Genomic DNA, 14,807 nt, shown 5'->3' on the forward strand with positions numbered 1-14,807 from the left:
GGATTAACAATGTCGAGTAAAAGTAATAAAAACACTCAGCTGGTATCATCAGGGCGAAAAAAAGCCTATACACATGGCGTAGTAAATCCCGTTGTACAGCGTGCATCTACCATTGTATTTGATACTGTAGCCGATTTAAAAGAAGCAGCTAAAACCCGTGGCGATAAAACGTTATTTTATGGGCGCCGAGGAACAACAACACACTTTGCACTACAAGAAGCGATTACAGAACTTGAAGGCGGCGAAGGCTGTGCACTATACCCTTGTGGCGCAGCGGCGATTAGCCAAGTATTTTTATCGTTTTTAAAAACCGGTGATCATATTTTAATGGTTGATAACGTGTACGAACCAACTCGCGATTTTTGCGATAAAATTTTAGTGGGGCTGGGCATTACAACAACCTACTACCCGCCAACCATTGGCGCAGGTATTAAAGATTACATTCAGCCAAATACTAAAGTGTTGTTTTTAGAATCTCCAGGTTCTATTACGATGGAAGTGCAAGATGTGCCCGCTATGGTAAAAGTAGCCAATGAGCACAACGTAATGACCATGCTTGATAATACCTACGGTAACGGCTTGCATTATCGCCCGTTAGAGCACGGTGTTGATATTAGTATTCAAGCTGCAACAAAGTATATTGTTGGCCATTCAGACGTGATGATGGGGGTGGCTGTTGCTAATAAAAAGTATTGGCCAACCTTGCGCGAAAACTCATACTTATTAGGGCAATGTACCAGTGCCGATGATGCGTATTTAGCACTTAGAGGGCTGCGTACAATGGGTGTGCGTTTAAATCAACATGAAAAAGCAGCAATAGAAGTAGCTAAATGGCTTGAGCAACATGAGCTTGTTGATCATATTCGACACCCTGCATTTGAAAGCTGCCCAGGGTATGAGTTCTTTAAACGTGACTTTGATGGCAGTAATGGGTTGTTTTCATTTGTTATGAAAACCGGCAATCAAAAAGCGATTGATGCATTTTTAGATAGCCTTGAGCATATTAAAATGGGCTTTTCGTGGGGCGGTTTTGAAAGTTTGGTTACGGCTAATTTAACCATGAAAGGGTTGCGCTCAAATACAGGCTGGGATTTAGGGCCGGTTATTCGCCTGCACATAGGCCTTGAAGATGTAGAAGATTTAATTAGCGATTTAAGCCAAGCACTTGAGGTTTATAAGCAGTATTTATAATTTATATCGCAATTTATGTTGTTACATTTAAATGTATTGTTACAAAGCTCACCACAGGTGAGCTTTTTTTTGCTGGTAATTCAAGGTGTTTACACTTAGTGTGGATAAATACACAGAAAATAAAAAGTCATTAAGGATAGTCAATGGCAACACCATTACCGATAAACGTAGGGCGATTAACGCAAATAGCGGGATTTGAGCTTGTACGTATGTTTTTAACTAAACGTGGACTTATTGCATTAGCTGCCTTTGCATTGGTGTGGCTAATAATACTGCGCTACCCAATAGGGCAGGCAGTAGGCATTGTAAGTGCGCCCGATTTTGAGCAAATAGCCCGTGATATATCAGGTTCTATTGGTTTAAGTAAATTATTGGATTGGCCTGAGGCCGAATTTGCTATGTACTGGTTAATAGCCCTGTATAGCTTTCCTGTTTTTGGTTTATTTATTTGTAGCGACCAAACGGTAGGCGACAGAGAGCGCGGCACACTAAGGTTTTTATCACTGCGCTCCACTCGCTTTGAAATACTGTTTGGCCGTTTTTTAGGGCAGCTAGGAGTATTAGCCTGCTTGGTGGGTATAACGCTTGTGGCTACGCTCGCGGTACTAGGGTTTAGAGATCCAAGTTTACTGGCTGGTGGTTTTGCTCGTGCGCTTTCTATATTTTTAATATTAGTGATTACTCTGTGCCCATTTGTAGCACTTATGACGTTAATAAATACCTTTGCTCGCTCATCGCGTTTATCTATTGTATTGGCAATTTTATATTTTGCAGCAGGCGGTATTGTTGTGGGAATACTACAATGGCAAATACCCGCATTAGGCTTGCTTGATTATTTATTTCCGGGTGTGCAATTAGAGCTATTAGCGGGGCAAAATTTACCATTATTGAGCGCTGTGGCTATTCCCCTTGTGCAAACTGCAGTGCTACTAAGCGTTGCTCAACGTATTTTTGCAAGGAGCTCACTATGAGACCATTAATTACAGCTAGCGGTTTGAGTAAATCGTATGGTGCAAAACTTGCGCTTAATAATGTGGACTTTGAAATTAACAAAGGCGCGCCAGTGGCGCTTGTTGGGCCAAATGGTGCGGGTAAAACTACCTTATTTAGTTTGTTGTGCGGCTATATAGCACCAAGTAAAGGCAGCCTTGAAATATTAGGGCATAAACCTGGTAGTGCTGCTTTATTTAATAAAGTAAGTGCATTACCGCAAGACGCACAACTTGACCCCCGCTTTAACATAGACAAGCAACTCGCCTTTTATGCAAAGCTACAAGGTATGGGGGCAAAGCAAAGCCAAACTGAGGCGCTACGTGTACTTGATTTGGTTGGCTTAAAAGAAATTGCAAAGCAGCGTGCAGGGGACTTATCGCACGGTATGCGCAAGCGCGTTACGATAGCGCAAGCACTTATTGGCGCGCCACAAATTGTAATGCTTGATGAAGCAACCGCAGGGCTTGATCCGATTCATGCCAGAGAAGTACGTGAGCTTGTATCTGAATTAAGTGAGCAGGCTACATTTATTTTAAGCTCTCACGATTTAACAGAGCTTGAGCGACTATGCTCACAGGTACTTCATTTAGATAAAGGCGTACTAAGCGAACATCAAACAAAAACTAATAATACAGATAAACACTTTTATACATTAATGCTAAGCGAGGCTTATCAAAATGTTGAGCAACAGCTTCAAGCAATTGCAGGTGTGAGTCGTGTGTATATGAGCCAACATAAAGAATATGTAGTTGAGTATCAGCCAACGAGCGATCCACTTGATATTGCACTACTGAATTTTTGTCATCAACAACACTGGCAGTACAGGCAGTTAGTTAATGGTCATACATTAGAGAATCAAATATTTAAACAGGAGAAAGTATAATGGGTTTACTTAGCGGACTTATGGGTAATGCAAGTGAAGTTGACGATTCTGATTTAGAAAAAATCCTCGCCAATACATTAATTGACGGCGAGCAAGTAGAAAAAGCATATAAAGTAGTACGTGATATGTTTATTTTTACTAATAAGCGCTTAATTTTAATTGATAAGCAAGGTATGACCGGCTCTAAAATGGAAATGGTGAGCATTGCTTACTCTAAAATAACGAAGTTTAGTAAAGAAAGTGCAGGCCATTTTGACTTAGATGCCGAGCTAAAAATATGGGTTGGCTCTGATCCTACACCAATTAGTAAAGAATTTAAGTCTGGCGATAACATTAATGATGTTTATCGAATTATTAGTCAACATGCACTTTAGGTACAAATTGCATTGTATTTATTGGCTTTTTCATTGATGCATATTTTAAGTAGTTGTTGACTAAATGTAGCAACTACTCTAAGTTAACATTTAGTAACAATAATTTATAATTTATCTAATAAATACAGGTGGTTAGTTGAGCTGCCGTTCAGTTTTGATTCAGTTTTTAGGCGCTAGGATGTGCCCCGACTTTAGCAACACAGCTAGAGCGTAAAAAGTAATATACATAGGGAAATTAAAAATGAAAAAGTTAGCCGTTATTATTTCGAGCATTTTATTATCAAGCGCTGCAACCACTGCAATGGCCGCAGATACTTACCAATCAATCAGCCATGTAGGATACATGGACACTGATGGTAATGACACGGTGAGCGTTGACTCAACTTATTATTTTTCTCCAAAAGCGACTTTAGGTCCTTACGATCAATTTGAGTACATCAATAAGCAAACAAATGTTTATGGTGCATACAGTGATAATGACTTTGGAGATGTTACTCGCGTTGGCGGTGAGTATTTTGTAGAAGATTTTGTATTAGGTGCACAGTACAATAATATCGATAGTGATTTTGGCTCAAGCACGGATGTAATTGAACTTTCTGCTGGTTACTTCTTTAATCCAAACCTTGTACTAAAAGCAACGTTTGTAGATTTCGAAGATGCTGACAATCATTTTATGTTTGACTTAGCATATAACCACGAATTAAACAGCACTGATTACATCGGCTTTACAGTAACATCAGATGATGAGTTTGATTACCGTGCAGTAGCAGCAAAGTACTTTGTTGATTTACAACAAGGTAACTACTTAACTGTTGAAGGTAAATTTGAAGATGTTGATGGCGGTTCAAGTAACTGGGAATTAGCATCTAACTACTATTTCAGCAAAGCAACATCGGTTTTTGTTACAGTTAATAAAAATGATGATTACACTCTTGGTGCTCAACACTTTTTCAACAACAATGTTGGTTTAGAAGTAGGTTATGGCAATAACTGGGATGATTCTGATTATGATGCTTACTTTGCAAATGTAAGCTTACAGTTCTAATTCAGCTGTAAATTAGTAATATAATACTAAAAGCCCGCTCAATTGAGCGGGCTTTTGCGTTTAGCACTATTTATCAGCGGCAGTTACGGCCTTCATTTTGCTTCGCGTGTACTTCTTTTGAGTTTTTCAAGTTTGCGTATATTCATACCAATTCCAATAAATAGCTGATCTATTTTACTTGCTAAAAACAACCCATTTCTTTGTTGTAAATTTCGCAAAGGGAACAACCATTTACATCAATTTACGCCTAGAACTGAATTATTTTTCGGCGTAAAATTTAGATCACATACTTAATGGAATTGGTATCGCACTGCACGGTTCAGTTCTTTTTCTGTTTTTTATTATAAATGCATTTGCATCTTAAGCAGTTACGGCTTTTTAATTTGTGTTGAATCTCTCGTATCTATGATATTCCTTAATTTATTATTTAACCTGAACTCTGGTTAAGAGATTTAGTAACGTATTGAATCATGGTGATATTTAAATTTATTTTCTCTAGCCAGAGGTTTTCAGTGAAAACAAGGCGAATTTACGCGTCAACAGCGGGCCTATTGCAAGTAAATTCAACACAGTTAGCGCTGAAAATAGCTGCTTGAGATAGATTTATTATCCATAACCCAGCTTATTTAGATCAAAGATAATAGTAGTGAATTTTTAAATAATAGAATGAATGCGTTGAGGCAATAGAGTCACTGCGCAAGGATTGTATTTAAACTAAGATGGGTCATAATTGAGCTACTATTTAATTCAATGTGTAAGGAATGTGCGCATGTCAGTATTTATTATTTTACTGGTTGTGGTGGTGGTTATTTTTGCAGTTAAAGATATACGCCTTAATCTGATCAGTAGACCCACGTTTAAAATGTTCAAAAAGGTACTTCCGCCGCTATCGCAAACAGAGCGAGAGGCGATGGAAGCAGGTGATGTTTGGTGGGATGGTGAGTTATTTAGTGGTAACCCAGACTGGCAAAAACTGCACCGCTTTCCTAAACCAGAGCTTAGCGATAAAGAAAACGCATTTATGGCTAACCAAGTAGAAACCTTATTGGCGATGCTTGATGATTATCAAATTGTACAAAAAGACAAAGACTTACCAAAAGAAGTGTGGGATTACCTAAAAACAGAAGGTTTTTTTGCACTGATCATTCCTGAAAAATTTGGGGGGCGTGAGTTCTCCGCAATTGCTAATTCAACGATAGTGTCAAAAATTTCGACTAAAAGTCTAACTGCCGCCGTCACTGTTATGGTGCCTAATAGCTTAGGTCCAGGCGAATTGCTTCTTCATTATGGTACTAAAGAGCAGCAAGATCGTTGGCTGCCAAGTTTAGCTAATGGCACAGATGTGCCTTGTTTTGCATTAACGGGCCCAGAGGCGGGTTCTGATGCTGGCAGCATTCCTGATTCAGGCGTGGTGTGTATGGGGGAGCACAATGGCGAGCAAGTAATAGGCCTGCGTTTAAATTGGTCAAAGCGCTACATTACACTTGCACCAGTGGCTACTGTACTAGGCTTAGCGTTTAAAATGTATGATCCAGATGCTTTATTAGGTGATAAAAAAGAGCTGGGTATTACGTGTGCGCTTATACCAACCGATCATCCGGGTGTTGAAACGGGTGAGCGTCATTATCCGCTTAATATCGCCTTTATGAATGGCACAACGTACGGTAAAGATGTATTTATACCACTCGATTGGATTATTGGTGGACAAGAGTGCGCAGGACGTGGTTGGAGAATGCTTGTTGAGTGTTTAAGTGCAGGGCGTGGTATATCGCTACCAGCATTAAGTGCAGCAACCGGGCACTTAGCTTCAAAAATGACATCGGCATACGCCATGGTACGCCAGCAGTTTGGTGTATCTATAGGGCAATTTGAAGGTGTGCAAGAGGCACTTGCGCGTATTGGTGGTTTAACTTACACACTGGAGTCGTGCAGATTAATGACCGCAGGTGCGATTGATTTAAAATTAAGTCCGTCGGTTGTAACAGCGATTGCTAAATACCATATGACTGAAATGGGTCGTACGGTAATGAACGATGCAATGGATATTCATTCAGGTAAAGGAATTCAAGTAGGGCCTAATAACTATTTGGCGCATGGTTATATGGGGATTCCGGTATCAATTACGGTAGAAGGCGCGAATATTTTAACGCGTAATTTAATGATATTTGGCCAAGGTGCAACACGCTGTCATCCATTTGTTTTAAAAGAAATGGAAGCCGCTGCAATGGAAGATGACGACGCAGCACTTGAACAATTTGATGGTTTATTAATGAACCATATAATATTTGCAGCAAGTAATGCAGGTATGGCATTTGTGCATGGCTTAACACGTAGTTATTTTGCTAAAGCGCCTGTAGGTGGTGAAACGGCTGTTTATTATAAGCAACTGAGCAGAATGAGCCGAGGCTTAGCTATTTGCACAGACGTGGCTATGTTAATGCTTGGCGGTGAGCTTAAACGAAAAGAAATGATATCGGCACGTTTGGGTGATGTATTAAGTCATTTGTACTTAGCATCAACTGTTTTAAAACGTTATGAAGACGAAGGGCGCCAACAAGCTGATTTACCATTTGTAAAATATGCAATTGAGAACTCATTATTTGAAATTGGCCAAGCGTTTAATGGCTTCTTTAAAAACTTTTCAAATCCGGTTGTTAATTTTACCCTTAAACGTATCGTGTTCCCGCTTGGAAATCATTACCACAGACCAAGTGATGAAATAGCGCAAAGTATTTGCGAGCGTATGACTCAACCTGGAGTATTTAGAAACCGCTTAACGCATTTATGTTATGTAGATGAAAATGCAGGTACAGGGGTAATGGAAAGTGCATTTTTAGCTATGCATGATATGCAAGCGCAGTTTAAAGACCTAAAACAATGGCAGCGTAAGGGCAGTGTACCTGCAACGCTTGATATTGAAGGTGCTATAAATTATGCACTTGAAAATAAGTTGTTAGAGCAAACGGATGCTGATGCTATGCATCATGCTAATAAGTTACGAATGAAAGCCATTGCAGTTGATAACTTTCAACCAGGTGAGCTGTAGCGCAGTACTTTAAATACTAGGGCGTGTTGACCCTTCGTGGTTGAATTTGCAGCAGGCTGTTTGGTTTTTAGGCAAGGCAGAGCCTATGTAGTGTGATTATTCCCCATAAATAGGCGATAACGCAGCATAAATGCCAAACATGCGCTGCCCTTTGGGTTCTTTCTAGGGACGATTAACTCTTTGTTGCTCGGTTTTTACTTAGCCCACTAGGTTACAAACCTCGCGCCGCGATTAAATCGCCCCTAGATTGAACAAACTTCAATCCACAAAGATCAACACGCCCTAGCTAAAGCGAAAAAGGCCTTACAAATGTAAGGCCTTTTTTATGTGTAATACATTTATTTTAACGAGCGTAAGGGTCGGCAACTATTTTATCTACGTACCATTTTCCTTTTTTACGAAGCATTTTAACACTGCGCATTTCATCAATTTTTCCGCCATTTAGGGTGCCAGTAAAAATCAAATTTATTTTAGCTTTATCACCATATTGTTCTCGTAAACTCATATTTGACATGTCGACTTCAATAACTACCTCATCATATTGCATGTTTATCAAGTTACGAGAGAATTGTTTAGCTGTTCCGTAAGATTTCATTATGCGAGTTAGGTTAGGTGTTGCCATTTTGCTGGCTTTTTGAAGGTCTTTTTGGTTATAAAGTGCATCAAAATAAGCGGTTGCTGTATCACCTGGACTATCGCTAGATATTTTGGCATCGTCGCCGCAACCTACAATAAATAGGCAAGTTATGACACTTAGAATAGTTAGTAGTTTTTTCATTGTTATCATTATTGTTGTTGATTAAGCTTTTTAAAGTGTGTGGCTAAATTATGAATATGTAAAGAGGGAGGTAATATTTAAGGGCTGATCTTTCGATAAATAATAAAAAAGGATGCCATAAGCATCCTTTTTTACACATGTGTAGATTACTGTACTAGCTCTTGTTCACTAAATTCTTCATCAAACATTGGGCTTGATAAGTAACGCTCAGTTGCACTAGGTAGGATAACAACAATATTTTTATCTGCGTTTTCAGGCTTTTCAGCAATTCGCTTAGCTGCAACAACCGCTGCACCTGAGGAAATACCCACCAAAATACCTTCTTTTTTCATTAACTGATGCGCCATTGCAATTGCGTCTTCGTTAGATACAAGCTCTGCGCCATCAATTAAGTCCATATCTAAGTTACCAGGAATAAAGCCTGCACCAATACCTTGGATTTTATGAGGGCCTGGTTTGATTTCTTCACCGGCAAGCGTTTGGCTAATAACAGGAGAGTTAGTTGGCTCAACCGCAATAGACTTAACGTTTACACCTTTTTCTGTTTTAAGGAAGCGACTAACACCTGTAATAGTGCCTCCAGTGCCTACACCCGCTACAAAAAAGTCTACTTTGCCGTCAAGCGCATCATAAATCTCAGGACCTGTTGTTTCAAAGTGAATTTTAGGGTTTGCAGGGTTTTCGAATTGCTGTAATAAAATATATTTATCAGGTGCCGTTGCTTGAATTTCTTTTGCTTTTTCAATTGCGCCATTCATACCTTTAGCACCGTCGGTAAGTACTAGATTTGCACCTAATGCTTTTAATAGCTTGCGACGTTCTAAGCTCATAGTATTAGGCATAGTAAGCGTTAACTTATAACCGCGTGCTGCTGCAACAAATGCAAGTGCAATACCGGTGTTACCCGATGTTGGTTCAATAAGTTCCTTACCTTCAACAAGCTGACCTGATTTTTCAGCTTCCCAAATCATTGATGCACCAATACGGCATTTGATGCTAAAGCTAGGATTACGAGATTCAACTTTAGCGTATACATTCCCACCTGTAACACGGTTAAGTTTTACTAGCGGCGTATTACCAATACTTAGTGAGTTATCTTCAAAAATAGTAGACATAATGTTCCTTTGGATACAATCTGATCAACGTGTTAATAGCCTTTGCCACTAACTATATAGACACACTTTACTGAGAGTTTAAAAAAACTAAAGTAAAGTTTGGCTATAACATATATCTATTGAGCTTATAACTAAGTGAAATTAAAATCCACAATAGCTGATACTTTAGTTATTAAAGGTGTGTACTAAATTTTTAAAGTAAGTGAGAGATGATTAGTTGAGCAATTTAAGTTAAAAATTAACTTAAAATAAGTGCAATTGATGTTTATTTGTGCAAATGAACTTCACTTGAACAGTTTTATGACACAAGCTAGGTAAAACATGATAAAAACACGTATCTAAATTCAATTAAGCAATCACAATGAAGTTAATCTTAAAATTAATTGCCGGTATTGTGGCCGGTATTTTAGTCGGACTTTACGTACCTATAACGGGTGTTGAACTTTTATTCACAGTAAAAGAGCTGATTGGTCAAATTATCTCCTTTACCATTCCACTTATTATTTTATTTTTTATTGCATCGGGTATTGCAGGCCTACCAAAAGGGTCAGGGCACTTACTTGGCAAAACCGTCGGCTTTGCTTATAGCTCTACAATTATTGCCGGTACACTTGCATTTTTATTAGTGAGTGCCGTTATTCCTTTTTTAAGTGGAAGCATTACGTTTGAAGCAGAAGTTGCTACTGAAATAGGTAGCTTTATTGATTTAGAAATTCCACCATTGATGGGGGTAATGACCGCGTTGGTAACTGCTTTTGTATTTGGTATTGGCATGAGCCAATTAGAGCTAGGTACACTGAAAAAAGTGTCTGATCAGGGGCGTGATGTTATTGATGGGCTTCTATCAAAGGTAATTATTCCTGCTTTACCATTTTACATTGCAGGTGTATTTGCCGAAATGACGGTGGCAGGCACAGTGGTAGATACATTGCAAACATTTGGTGTAGTACTAATTGCAGCGCTTGTTATGCACTGGTTATGGTTAAGCGTTTTATATATAGCGACAGGTATACTATTAAAACGTAATCCAATCGAATTAGTTAAAAATATGCTACCTGCCTACTTTACTGCACTGGGGACAATGTCGAGTGCGGCAACAATTCCAGTTTCGCTACAATCAAGTAAAGCAAACAACGTAAAAGAAGATGTAGCAAACTTTACCGTACCGCTGTGTGCAACCATTCATTTATCTGGCTCAACTATTACTATTGTAACGTGTGCAATGGCTGTTATGTTTTTATCGCCAAACATGGAAGTACCTTCATTAATGGGGATATTGCCATTTATTATGATGCTCGGTGTCGTTATGATAGCAGCACCGGGTGCTCCAGGTGGTGCAGTTATGTCGGCGCTTGGTTTATTAACAAGCATGCTTGGGTTTAATGAAGGAGCTGTTGCATTAATGATTGCTCTTTATTTAGCACAAGATAGCTTTGGTACTGCATGTAATGTAACCGGTGATGGTATCATTGCATTATGGGTTGATCGTTTTAGCGATAAAAAATCATCTTAAACTATTAGATTGAGACAATAATATTAGTTATTGTCTCGCTTTATATATGTTACTGTGGCAAATTAATTTATTAAATTGCATGTTGTTAGGTAAATGAGGATGTTCCATTGATTAATGTACTTTTAGTTGATGACCATGAACTTGTACGAACAGGCATCAAGCGCATTCTTGATGACGTACGAGGGTTTAAAGTAATTGGCGAAGCTAAAACCGGCGAAGAGGCTGTACAGTTTTGCCGTCAGCATGCGCCAAACATCGTATTAATGGATATGAACATGCCAGGTATGGGCGGATTAGAAGCGACTAAAAAGATTTGTCGTTACTGTCCCGATGTAAAAATTATTGTGCTCACTGTTAATTGCGAAGACCCATTTCCTAGTAAAGTAATGCAAATTGGCGCGCATGGCTTTTTAACTAAAGGTGCAGGTTCTGACGAAATGGTGCGTGCTATTCGCTGTGTTCATGCAGGTCAGCGATACATAGCTCCTGAAATTGCGCAGCAAATAGCGCTAGCGCAAGTGACCGGCCGTACAGATGAAAACCCTTTTCAGAGCTTATCTGAACGTGAGCTGCAAATTATGCTTATGATCACCAAAGGTGAAAAAGCACAAGATATAGCTGAGCGTTTAAACCTAAGTTCAAAAACAGTAAATAGCTATCGTTACCGTATGTTTGAAAAGCTTAATGTAGGTGGTGATGTTGAGCTTACCCACTTAGCTATTCGTCATAAAATGATTGATATAGACGTGTCGTACTAACCTATAATTTATGTCTGAATTTGATCACGTACATTTCCTCAAAACGCTATCAAGCGAGCCTGGTGTTTACCGTATGCTTGATAGTGATAGCCAAGTTATTTATGTTGGTAAAGCCAAGCATTTAAAAAAGCGTGTCAGCAGTTACTTTAGAAGTAACATTACCGACAGTAAAACACGCGTTTTAGTGAGTAATATTTGTGATATTGACGTCACACTTACTAATACTGAAACCGAAGCGCTGCTGCTTGAAAATAATCTAATAAAAAAATATCAGCCTCGCTATAACATATTATTACGCGACGATAAGTCGTATCCCTATATTTTACTAACGAGCCATAAACACCCTCGTTTAGCGTTTCATCGTGGTAGTCGTAAAATTAAAGGCGAATACTTTGGGCCATTCCCTAGTGCAGGAGCTGTATCTGAAAGCTTGCGCTTAATGCAAAAAATATTTCCTGTTCGTCAATGTGAAGATGCTTATTACCGCGCAAGAAGCCGACCATGTCTGCAATATCAGCTTAAGCGTTGCTCAGCTCCGTGTGTAAATAAAGTCACGGATGATGATTACAGCGAGCAAGTTGACTATGTCCGTAAGTTTTTAACGGGTAAATCTCACGAAGTTATTGCTGATTTAATAAAAAAAATGGAAGCAGCCAGCCTACAATTAAATTTTGAACTGGCGGCAAAAGTTCGCGACCAAATAATGCTACTTCGTAAAATGCAGGAGCAACAGTCTATATCTGGTAATTTTGCTGAAATGGACGTAGTTGGTTTTGCCCATTTAAACGGATTAAATGGCATTCATTTATTAATGATCCGCGATCATAAAGTACTGGGCAGTAAAACGTATTTTCCTAAAGTACCTAAAGATTCAAGTGAGCAAGAAATCCTAACCTCATTTTTAGGCCAATACTACTTAGCGCCTGGAGCAACAGGGCGTATTGCAAAAGAAATCATATTACCGTTTGAAATAGAAGAGAGCGATGCACTCGGCGAAGCACTCACACAAGTAAGTGAGCGCAAAGTAATACTTAAAGTAGTTACCCGTGGTGAGCGTGCTCAATACTTACAACTGGCCAACAAAAATGCATTAAACAGTATTGCAGTTAAGCAAAGTACCCAAGACTCTATTAATAAACGTTATGCACAATTAAAAGCAACACTGCGACTTGACGATATTACTCGAATGGAGTGTTTTGATATAAGCCACACCATGGGAGAGAACACTGTTGCAAGTTGTGTTGTGTTTGATTCTCAAGGACCAAATACTAAAGAGTACAGGCGCTATAACGTAACGGGTATTACCGGTGGTGATGATTACGCTGCAATGGAGTTTGCGCTTAATAAGCGTTACAACAAATTAGTAGATGAAGACAAAATTCCAGACGTTATCTTTATAGACGGTGGTAAAGGGCAACTGGGGCGTGCGGAGCAGTACTTTTCTAATTGGCCGCACACTAAAATGCCATTATTGGTCGGTGTTGCAAAAGGTACTAGCCGTAAACCAGGTCTTGAAACACTATTGATTGACGGTGGTCGAAAAACTATCCCAATGGATTCTGATGCACCTGCACTGCATTTGATTCAGCATATACGCGACGAATCTCATCGCTTTGCTATTGCAGGGCATCGTAATAAACGTCAAAAACAACGAACACAATCACTATTAGAAGAAATAAATGGAGTAGGTTCTAAACGTCGCCAAACATTATTAAAATATTTAGGGGGCATGCAGGGAGTAAAAGCTGCTAATATAGAACAGTTAAAGAAAGTTCCTGGGATCAGCCCTGACATGGCTGAGAAGATATTTAACCATTTGCATGACAAGGGCTAGCCCTACATGCGAATATAGAAAAAAAGACATATCCAAGTAGTTATGTGGAATATTCCAAACACACTCACAACATTTAGACTTTTTCTTATCCCCGTTTTTTTGGTGATATTTTATTTGCCTTATAGCTGGGCTTTTTTTGCTGCCGCTTTTATTTTTTGGCTTGCATCAATAACCGATATACTCGACGGTTATTTAGCAAGAAAGCTTGAGCAATCAACTCCTTTTGGTGCTTTTCTAGATCCCGTTGCTGATAAAGTAATGGTATGTGCTGCGCTAGTCGCATTATCTGATCAGTACCAATCAATGTATATGACAATACCCGCTCTTATTATAATAAGTCGTGAAATTATCATATCTGCACTTCGTGAATGGATGGCAGAGCAAGGTAAGCGTGGTAACGTCGCCGTATCAAATATGGGTAAAATAAAGACGGCTGCACAAATGTTAGCCATTATCGGTTTGATTTGGCAATATGATACGTGGATGAACTATTTAAGTTTTGGACTACTGTACATTGCGACCTTTTTAACCTTGAGTTCAATGCTGCAATATTTACGTGCAGCGTGGGGCGAATTGACTAAAAATTAACTCTAAATGTATAATAACGCACCGTTTTAGATAAAAAACAAGCAAACAGTTCAAAACTAGCATTTTTTGTATTGACGCGTTTAATAATCTCTGTAGAATGCGTCCGTGTTGAGAGGGCATAGCCCCCGAGATAAACAAAACGGTAATTAATCAGTTACCTAAATGACTCACATAAGTAATCATGTGATAATTAAAATAACTGACAAATAAAATGCGGTACTAGCTCAGTTGGTAGAGCGCGACCTTGCCAAGGTCGAGGTCACGAGTTCGAGCCTCGTGTACCGCTCCAAGTTTATCTTAAGGTTAATACCCCGTACAGGGGCGGAATGGCAGAGTGGCCATGCACCGGATTGCAAATCCGTCTACCTCGGTTCGACTCCGGGTTCCGCCTCCATTTCAACACTCCACACGCTTTAATTAGCAAACTCGATGCCCGAGTGGTGGAATTGGTAGACACAAGGGATTTAAAATCCCTCGACTAACAAGTCGTGCCGGTTCAAGTCCGGCCTCGGGCACCACTTTGTGGTTTAATTGCATTACCAAGTGTAATTTATAAAATGGTTAATTTAGAATTAATATGATGCGGTACTAGCTCAGTTGGTAGAGCGCGACCTTGCCAAGGTCGAGGTCACGAGTTCGAGCCTCGTGTACCGCTCCATATTAGTTTTATCCACTTGCTTTTAATAGCA

General features: G+C 39.3%; 12 protein-coding genes and 4 tRNA genes. 14 read left to right on the top strand and 2 right to left on the bottom strand.

Features of this window, described 5'->3' with window-relative positions:
• Positions 1-9: 9 nt before the first annotated feature.
• The 6 genes from D172_RS06310 (at position 10) to D172_RS06335 (ending at position 7,532) form a co-directional block, all read left to right on the top strand.
• Positions 10-1,191, top strand: coding sequence for a cystathionine beta-lyase (locus tag D172_RS06310; RefSeq protein WP_007377982.1), 1,182 nt, complete (start codon positions 10-12; stop codon positions 1,189-1,191).
• A gap of 143 nt (positions 1,192-1,334) precedes the next feature.
• The gene (locus tag D172_RS06315) at positions 1,335-2,162 is read left to right on the top strand and encodes an ABC transporter permease (RefSeq protein WP_007377981.1); all 828 of its coding nucleotides are present in this window, start codon (positions 1,335-1,337) and stop codon (positions 2,160-2,162) included.
• Complete coding sequence (locus D172_RS06320; RefSeq protein ID WP_007377980.1) at positions 2,159-3,067, top strand: ABC transporter ATP-binding protein; 909 nt, start codon at positions 2,159-2,161, stop codon at positions 3,065-3,067. Before D172_RS06315 ends, D172_RS06320 begins: the two co-directional genes overlap by 4 nt.
• Positions 3,067-3,441 (top strand): PH domain-containing protein, encoded by a 375-nt coding sequence (locus D172_RS06325; protein ID WP_007377979.1) that lies wholly within the window; start codon positions 3,067-3,069, stop codon positions 3,439-3,441. Before D172_RS06320 ends, D172_RS06325 begins: the two co-directional genes overlap by 1 nt.
• Before the next feature lie 241 nt (positions 3,442-3,682).
• Positions 3,683-4,486, top strand: a complete 804-nt coding sequence (locus tag D172_RS06330) for a putative porin (protein ID WP_007377978.1) — start codon at positions 3,683-3,685, stop codon at positions 4,484-4,486.
• Positions 4,487-5,255: 769 nt separating this feature from the next.
• Complete coding sequence (locus D172_RS06335) at positions 5,256-7,532, top strand: acyl-CoA dehydrogenase (RefSeq protein WP_007377976.1); 2,277 nt, start codon at positions 5,256-5,258, stop codon at positions 7,530-7,532.
• A gap of 343 nt (positions 7,533-7,875) precedes the next feature.
• Here the strand turns inward: D172_RS06335 and D172_RS06340 are convergent, their stop codons facing one another.
• Positions 7,876-8,310, bottom strand: a complete 435-nt coding sequence (locus D172_RS06340) for a hypothetical protein (protein WP_033023777.1) — start codon at positions 8,308-8,310, stop codon at positions 7,876-7,878.
• Positions 8,311-8,456: 146 nt separating this feature from the next.
• Positions 8,457-9,425, bottom strand: coding sequence for a cysteine synthase A (cysK, locus tag D172_RS06345; protein ID WP_007377974.1), 969 nt, complete (start codon positions 9,423-9,425; stop codon positions 8,457-8,459).
• Positions 9,426-9,786: 361 nt separating this feature from the next.
• On the opposite strand from cysK, the gene D172_RS06350 reads away from it, so the two are divergent.
• The 8 genes from D172_RS06350 to D172_RS06385 all read left to right on the top strand — a co-directional run bounded on the left by D172_RS06350 (position 9,787) and on the right by D172_RS06385 (position 14,776).
• On the top strand, positions 9,787-10,938 hold the full coding sequence (locus D172_RS06350) for a dicarboxylate/amino acid:cation symporter (RefSeq protein WP_007377973.1): 1,152 nt from the start codon (positions 9,787-9,789) through the stop codon (positions 10,936-10,938).
• Between the two features lie 107 nt (positions 10,939-11,045).
• On the top strand, positions 11,046-11,696 hold the full coding sequence (gene uvrY / locus D172_RS06355) for a UvrY/SirA/GacA family response regulator transcription factor (protein ID WP_007377972.1): 651 nt from the start codon (positions 11,046-11,048) through the stop codon (positions 11,694-11,696).
• A 10-nt stretch (positions 11,697-11,706) separates the two neighbouring features.
• Complete coding sequence (uvrC, locus tag D172_RS06360) at positions 11,707-13,530, top strand: excinuclease ABC subunit UvrC (protein ID WP_007377971.1); 1,824 nt, start codon at positions 11,707-11,709, stop codon at positions 13,528-13,530.
• A 42-nt stretch (positions 13,531-13,572) separates the two neighbouring features.
• Positions 13,573-14,118 carry a CDP-diacylglycerol--glycerol-3-phosphate 3-phosphatidyltransferase gene (gene pgsA, locus D172_RS06365; RefSeq protein WP_033016396.1) on the top strand — a complete coding sequence of 182 codons (546 nt, stop codon included), beginning with the start codon at positions 13,573-13,575 and terminating at the stop codon, positions 14,116-14,118.
• Positions 14,119-14,331: 213 nt separating this feature from the next.
• A tRNA-Gly gene (locus tag D172_RS06370) sits at positions 14,332-14,407 on the top strand.
• 31 nt (positions 14,408-14,438) lie between these two features.
• A tRNA-Cys gene (locus D172_RS06375) sits at positions 14,439-14,512 on the top strand.
• Positions 14,513-14,549: 37 nt separating this feature from the next.
• Positions 14,550-14,636: transfer RNA gene (locus D172_RS06380), tRNA-Leu, on the top strand.
• 64 nt (positions 14,637-14,700) lie between these two features.
• A tRNA-Gly gene (locus D172_RS06385) sits at positions 14,701-14,776 on the top strand.
• The last annotated feature ends 31 nt before the right edge of the window (positions 14,777-14,807 follow it).

Origin of the sequence: Pseudoalteromonas sp. Bsw20308, from assembly GCF_000310105.2 — a bacterium.
In the GTDB taxonomy this organism is placed as follows: domain Bacteria; phylum Pseudomonadota; class Gammaproteobacteria; order Enterobacterales; family Alteromonadaceae; genus Pseudoalteromonas; species Pseudoalteromonas fuliginea.

Bases quoted from the DNA above. Each gene is read 5' to 3' on its own strand.
- D172_RS06310 (WP_007377982.1), top strand. From the start codon at position 10: ATGTCGAGTAAAAGTAATAAAAACACTCAGCTGGTATCATCAGGGCGA.
- D172_RS06315 (WP_007377981.1), top strand. From the start codon at position 1,335: ATGGCAACACCATTACCGATAAACGTAGGGCGATTAACGCAAATAGCG.
- D172_RS06320 (WP_007377980.1), top strand. From the start codon at position 2,159: ATGAGACCATTAATTACAGCTAGCGGTTTGAGTAAATCGTATGGTGCA.
- D172_RS06325 (WP_007377979.1), top strand. From the start codon at position 3,067: ATGGGTTTACTTAGCGGACTTATGGGTAATGCAAGTGAAGTTGACGAT.
- D172_RS06330 (WP_007377978.1), top strand. From the start codon at position 3,683: ATGAAAAAGTTAGCCGTTATTATTTCGAGCATTTTATTATCAAGCGCT.
- D172_RS06335 (WP_007377976.1), top strand. From the start codon at position 5,256: ATGTCAGTATTTATTATTTTACTGGTTGTGGTGGTGGTTATTTTTGCA.
- D172_RS06340 (WP_033023777.1), bottom strand. From the start codon at position 8,310: ATGAAAAAACTACTAACTATTCTAAGTGTCATAACTTGCCTATTTATT.
- cysK (WP_007377974.1), bottom strand. From the start codon at position 9,425: ATGTCTACTATTTTTGAAGATAACTCACTAAGTATTGGTAATACGCCG.
- D172_RS06350 (WP_007377973.1), top strand. From the start codon at position 9,787: ATGAAGTTAATCTTAAAATTAATTGCCGGTATTGTGGCCGGTATTTTA.
- uvrC (WP_007377971.1), top strand. From the start codon at position 11,707: ATGTCTGAATTTGATCACGTACATTTCCTCAAAACGCTATCAAGCGAG.
- pgsA (WP_033016396.1), top strand. From the start codon at position 13,573: ATGTGGAATATTCCAAACACACTCACAACATTTAGACTTTTTCTTATC.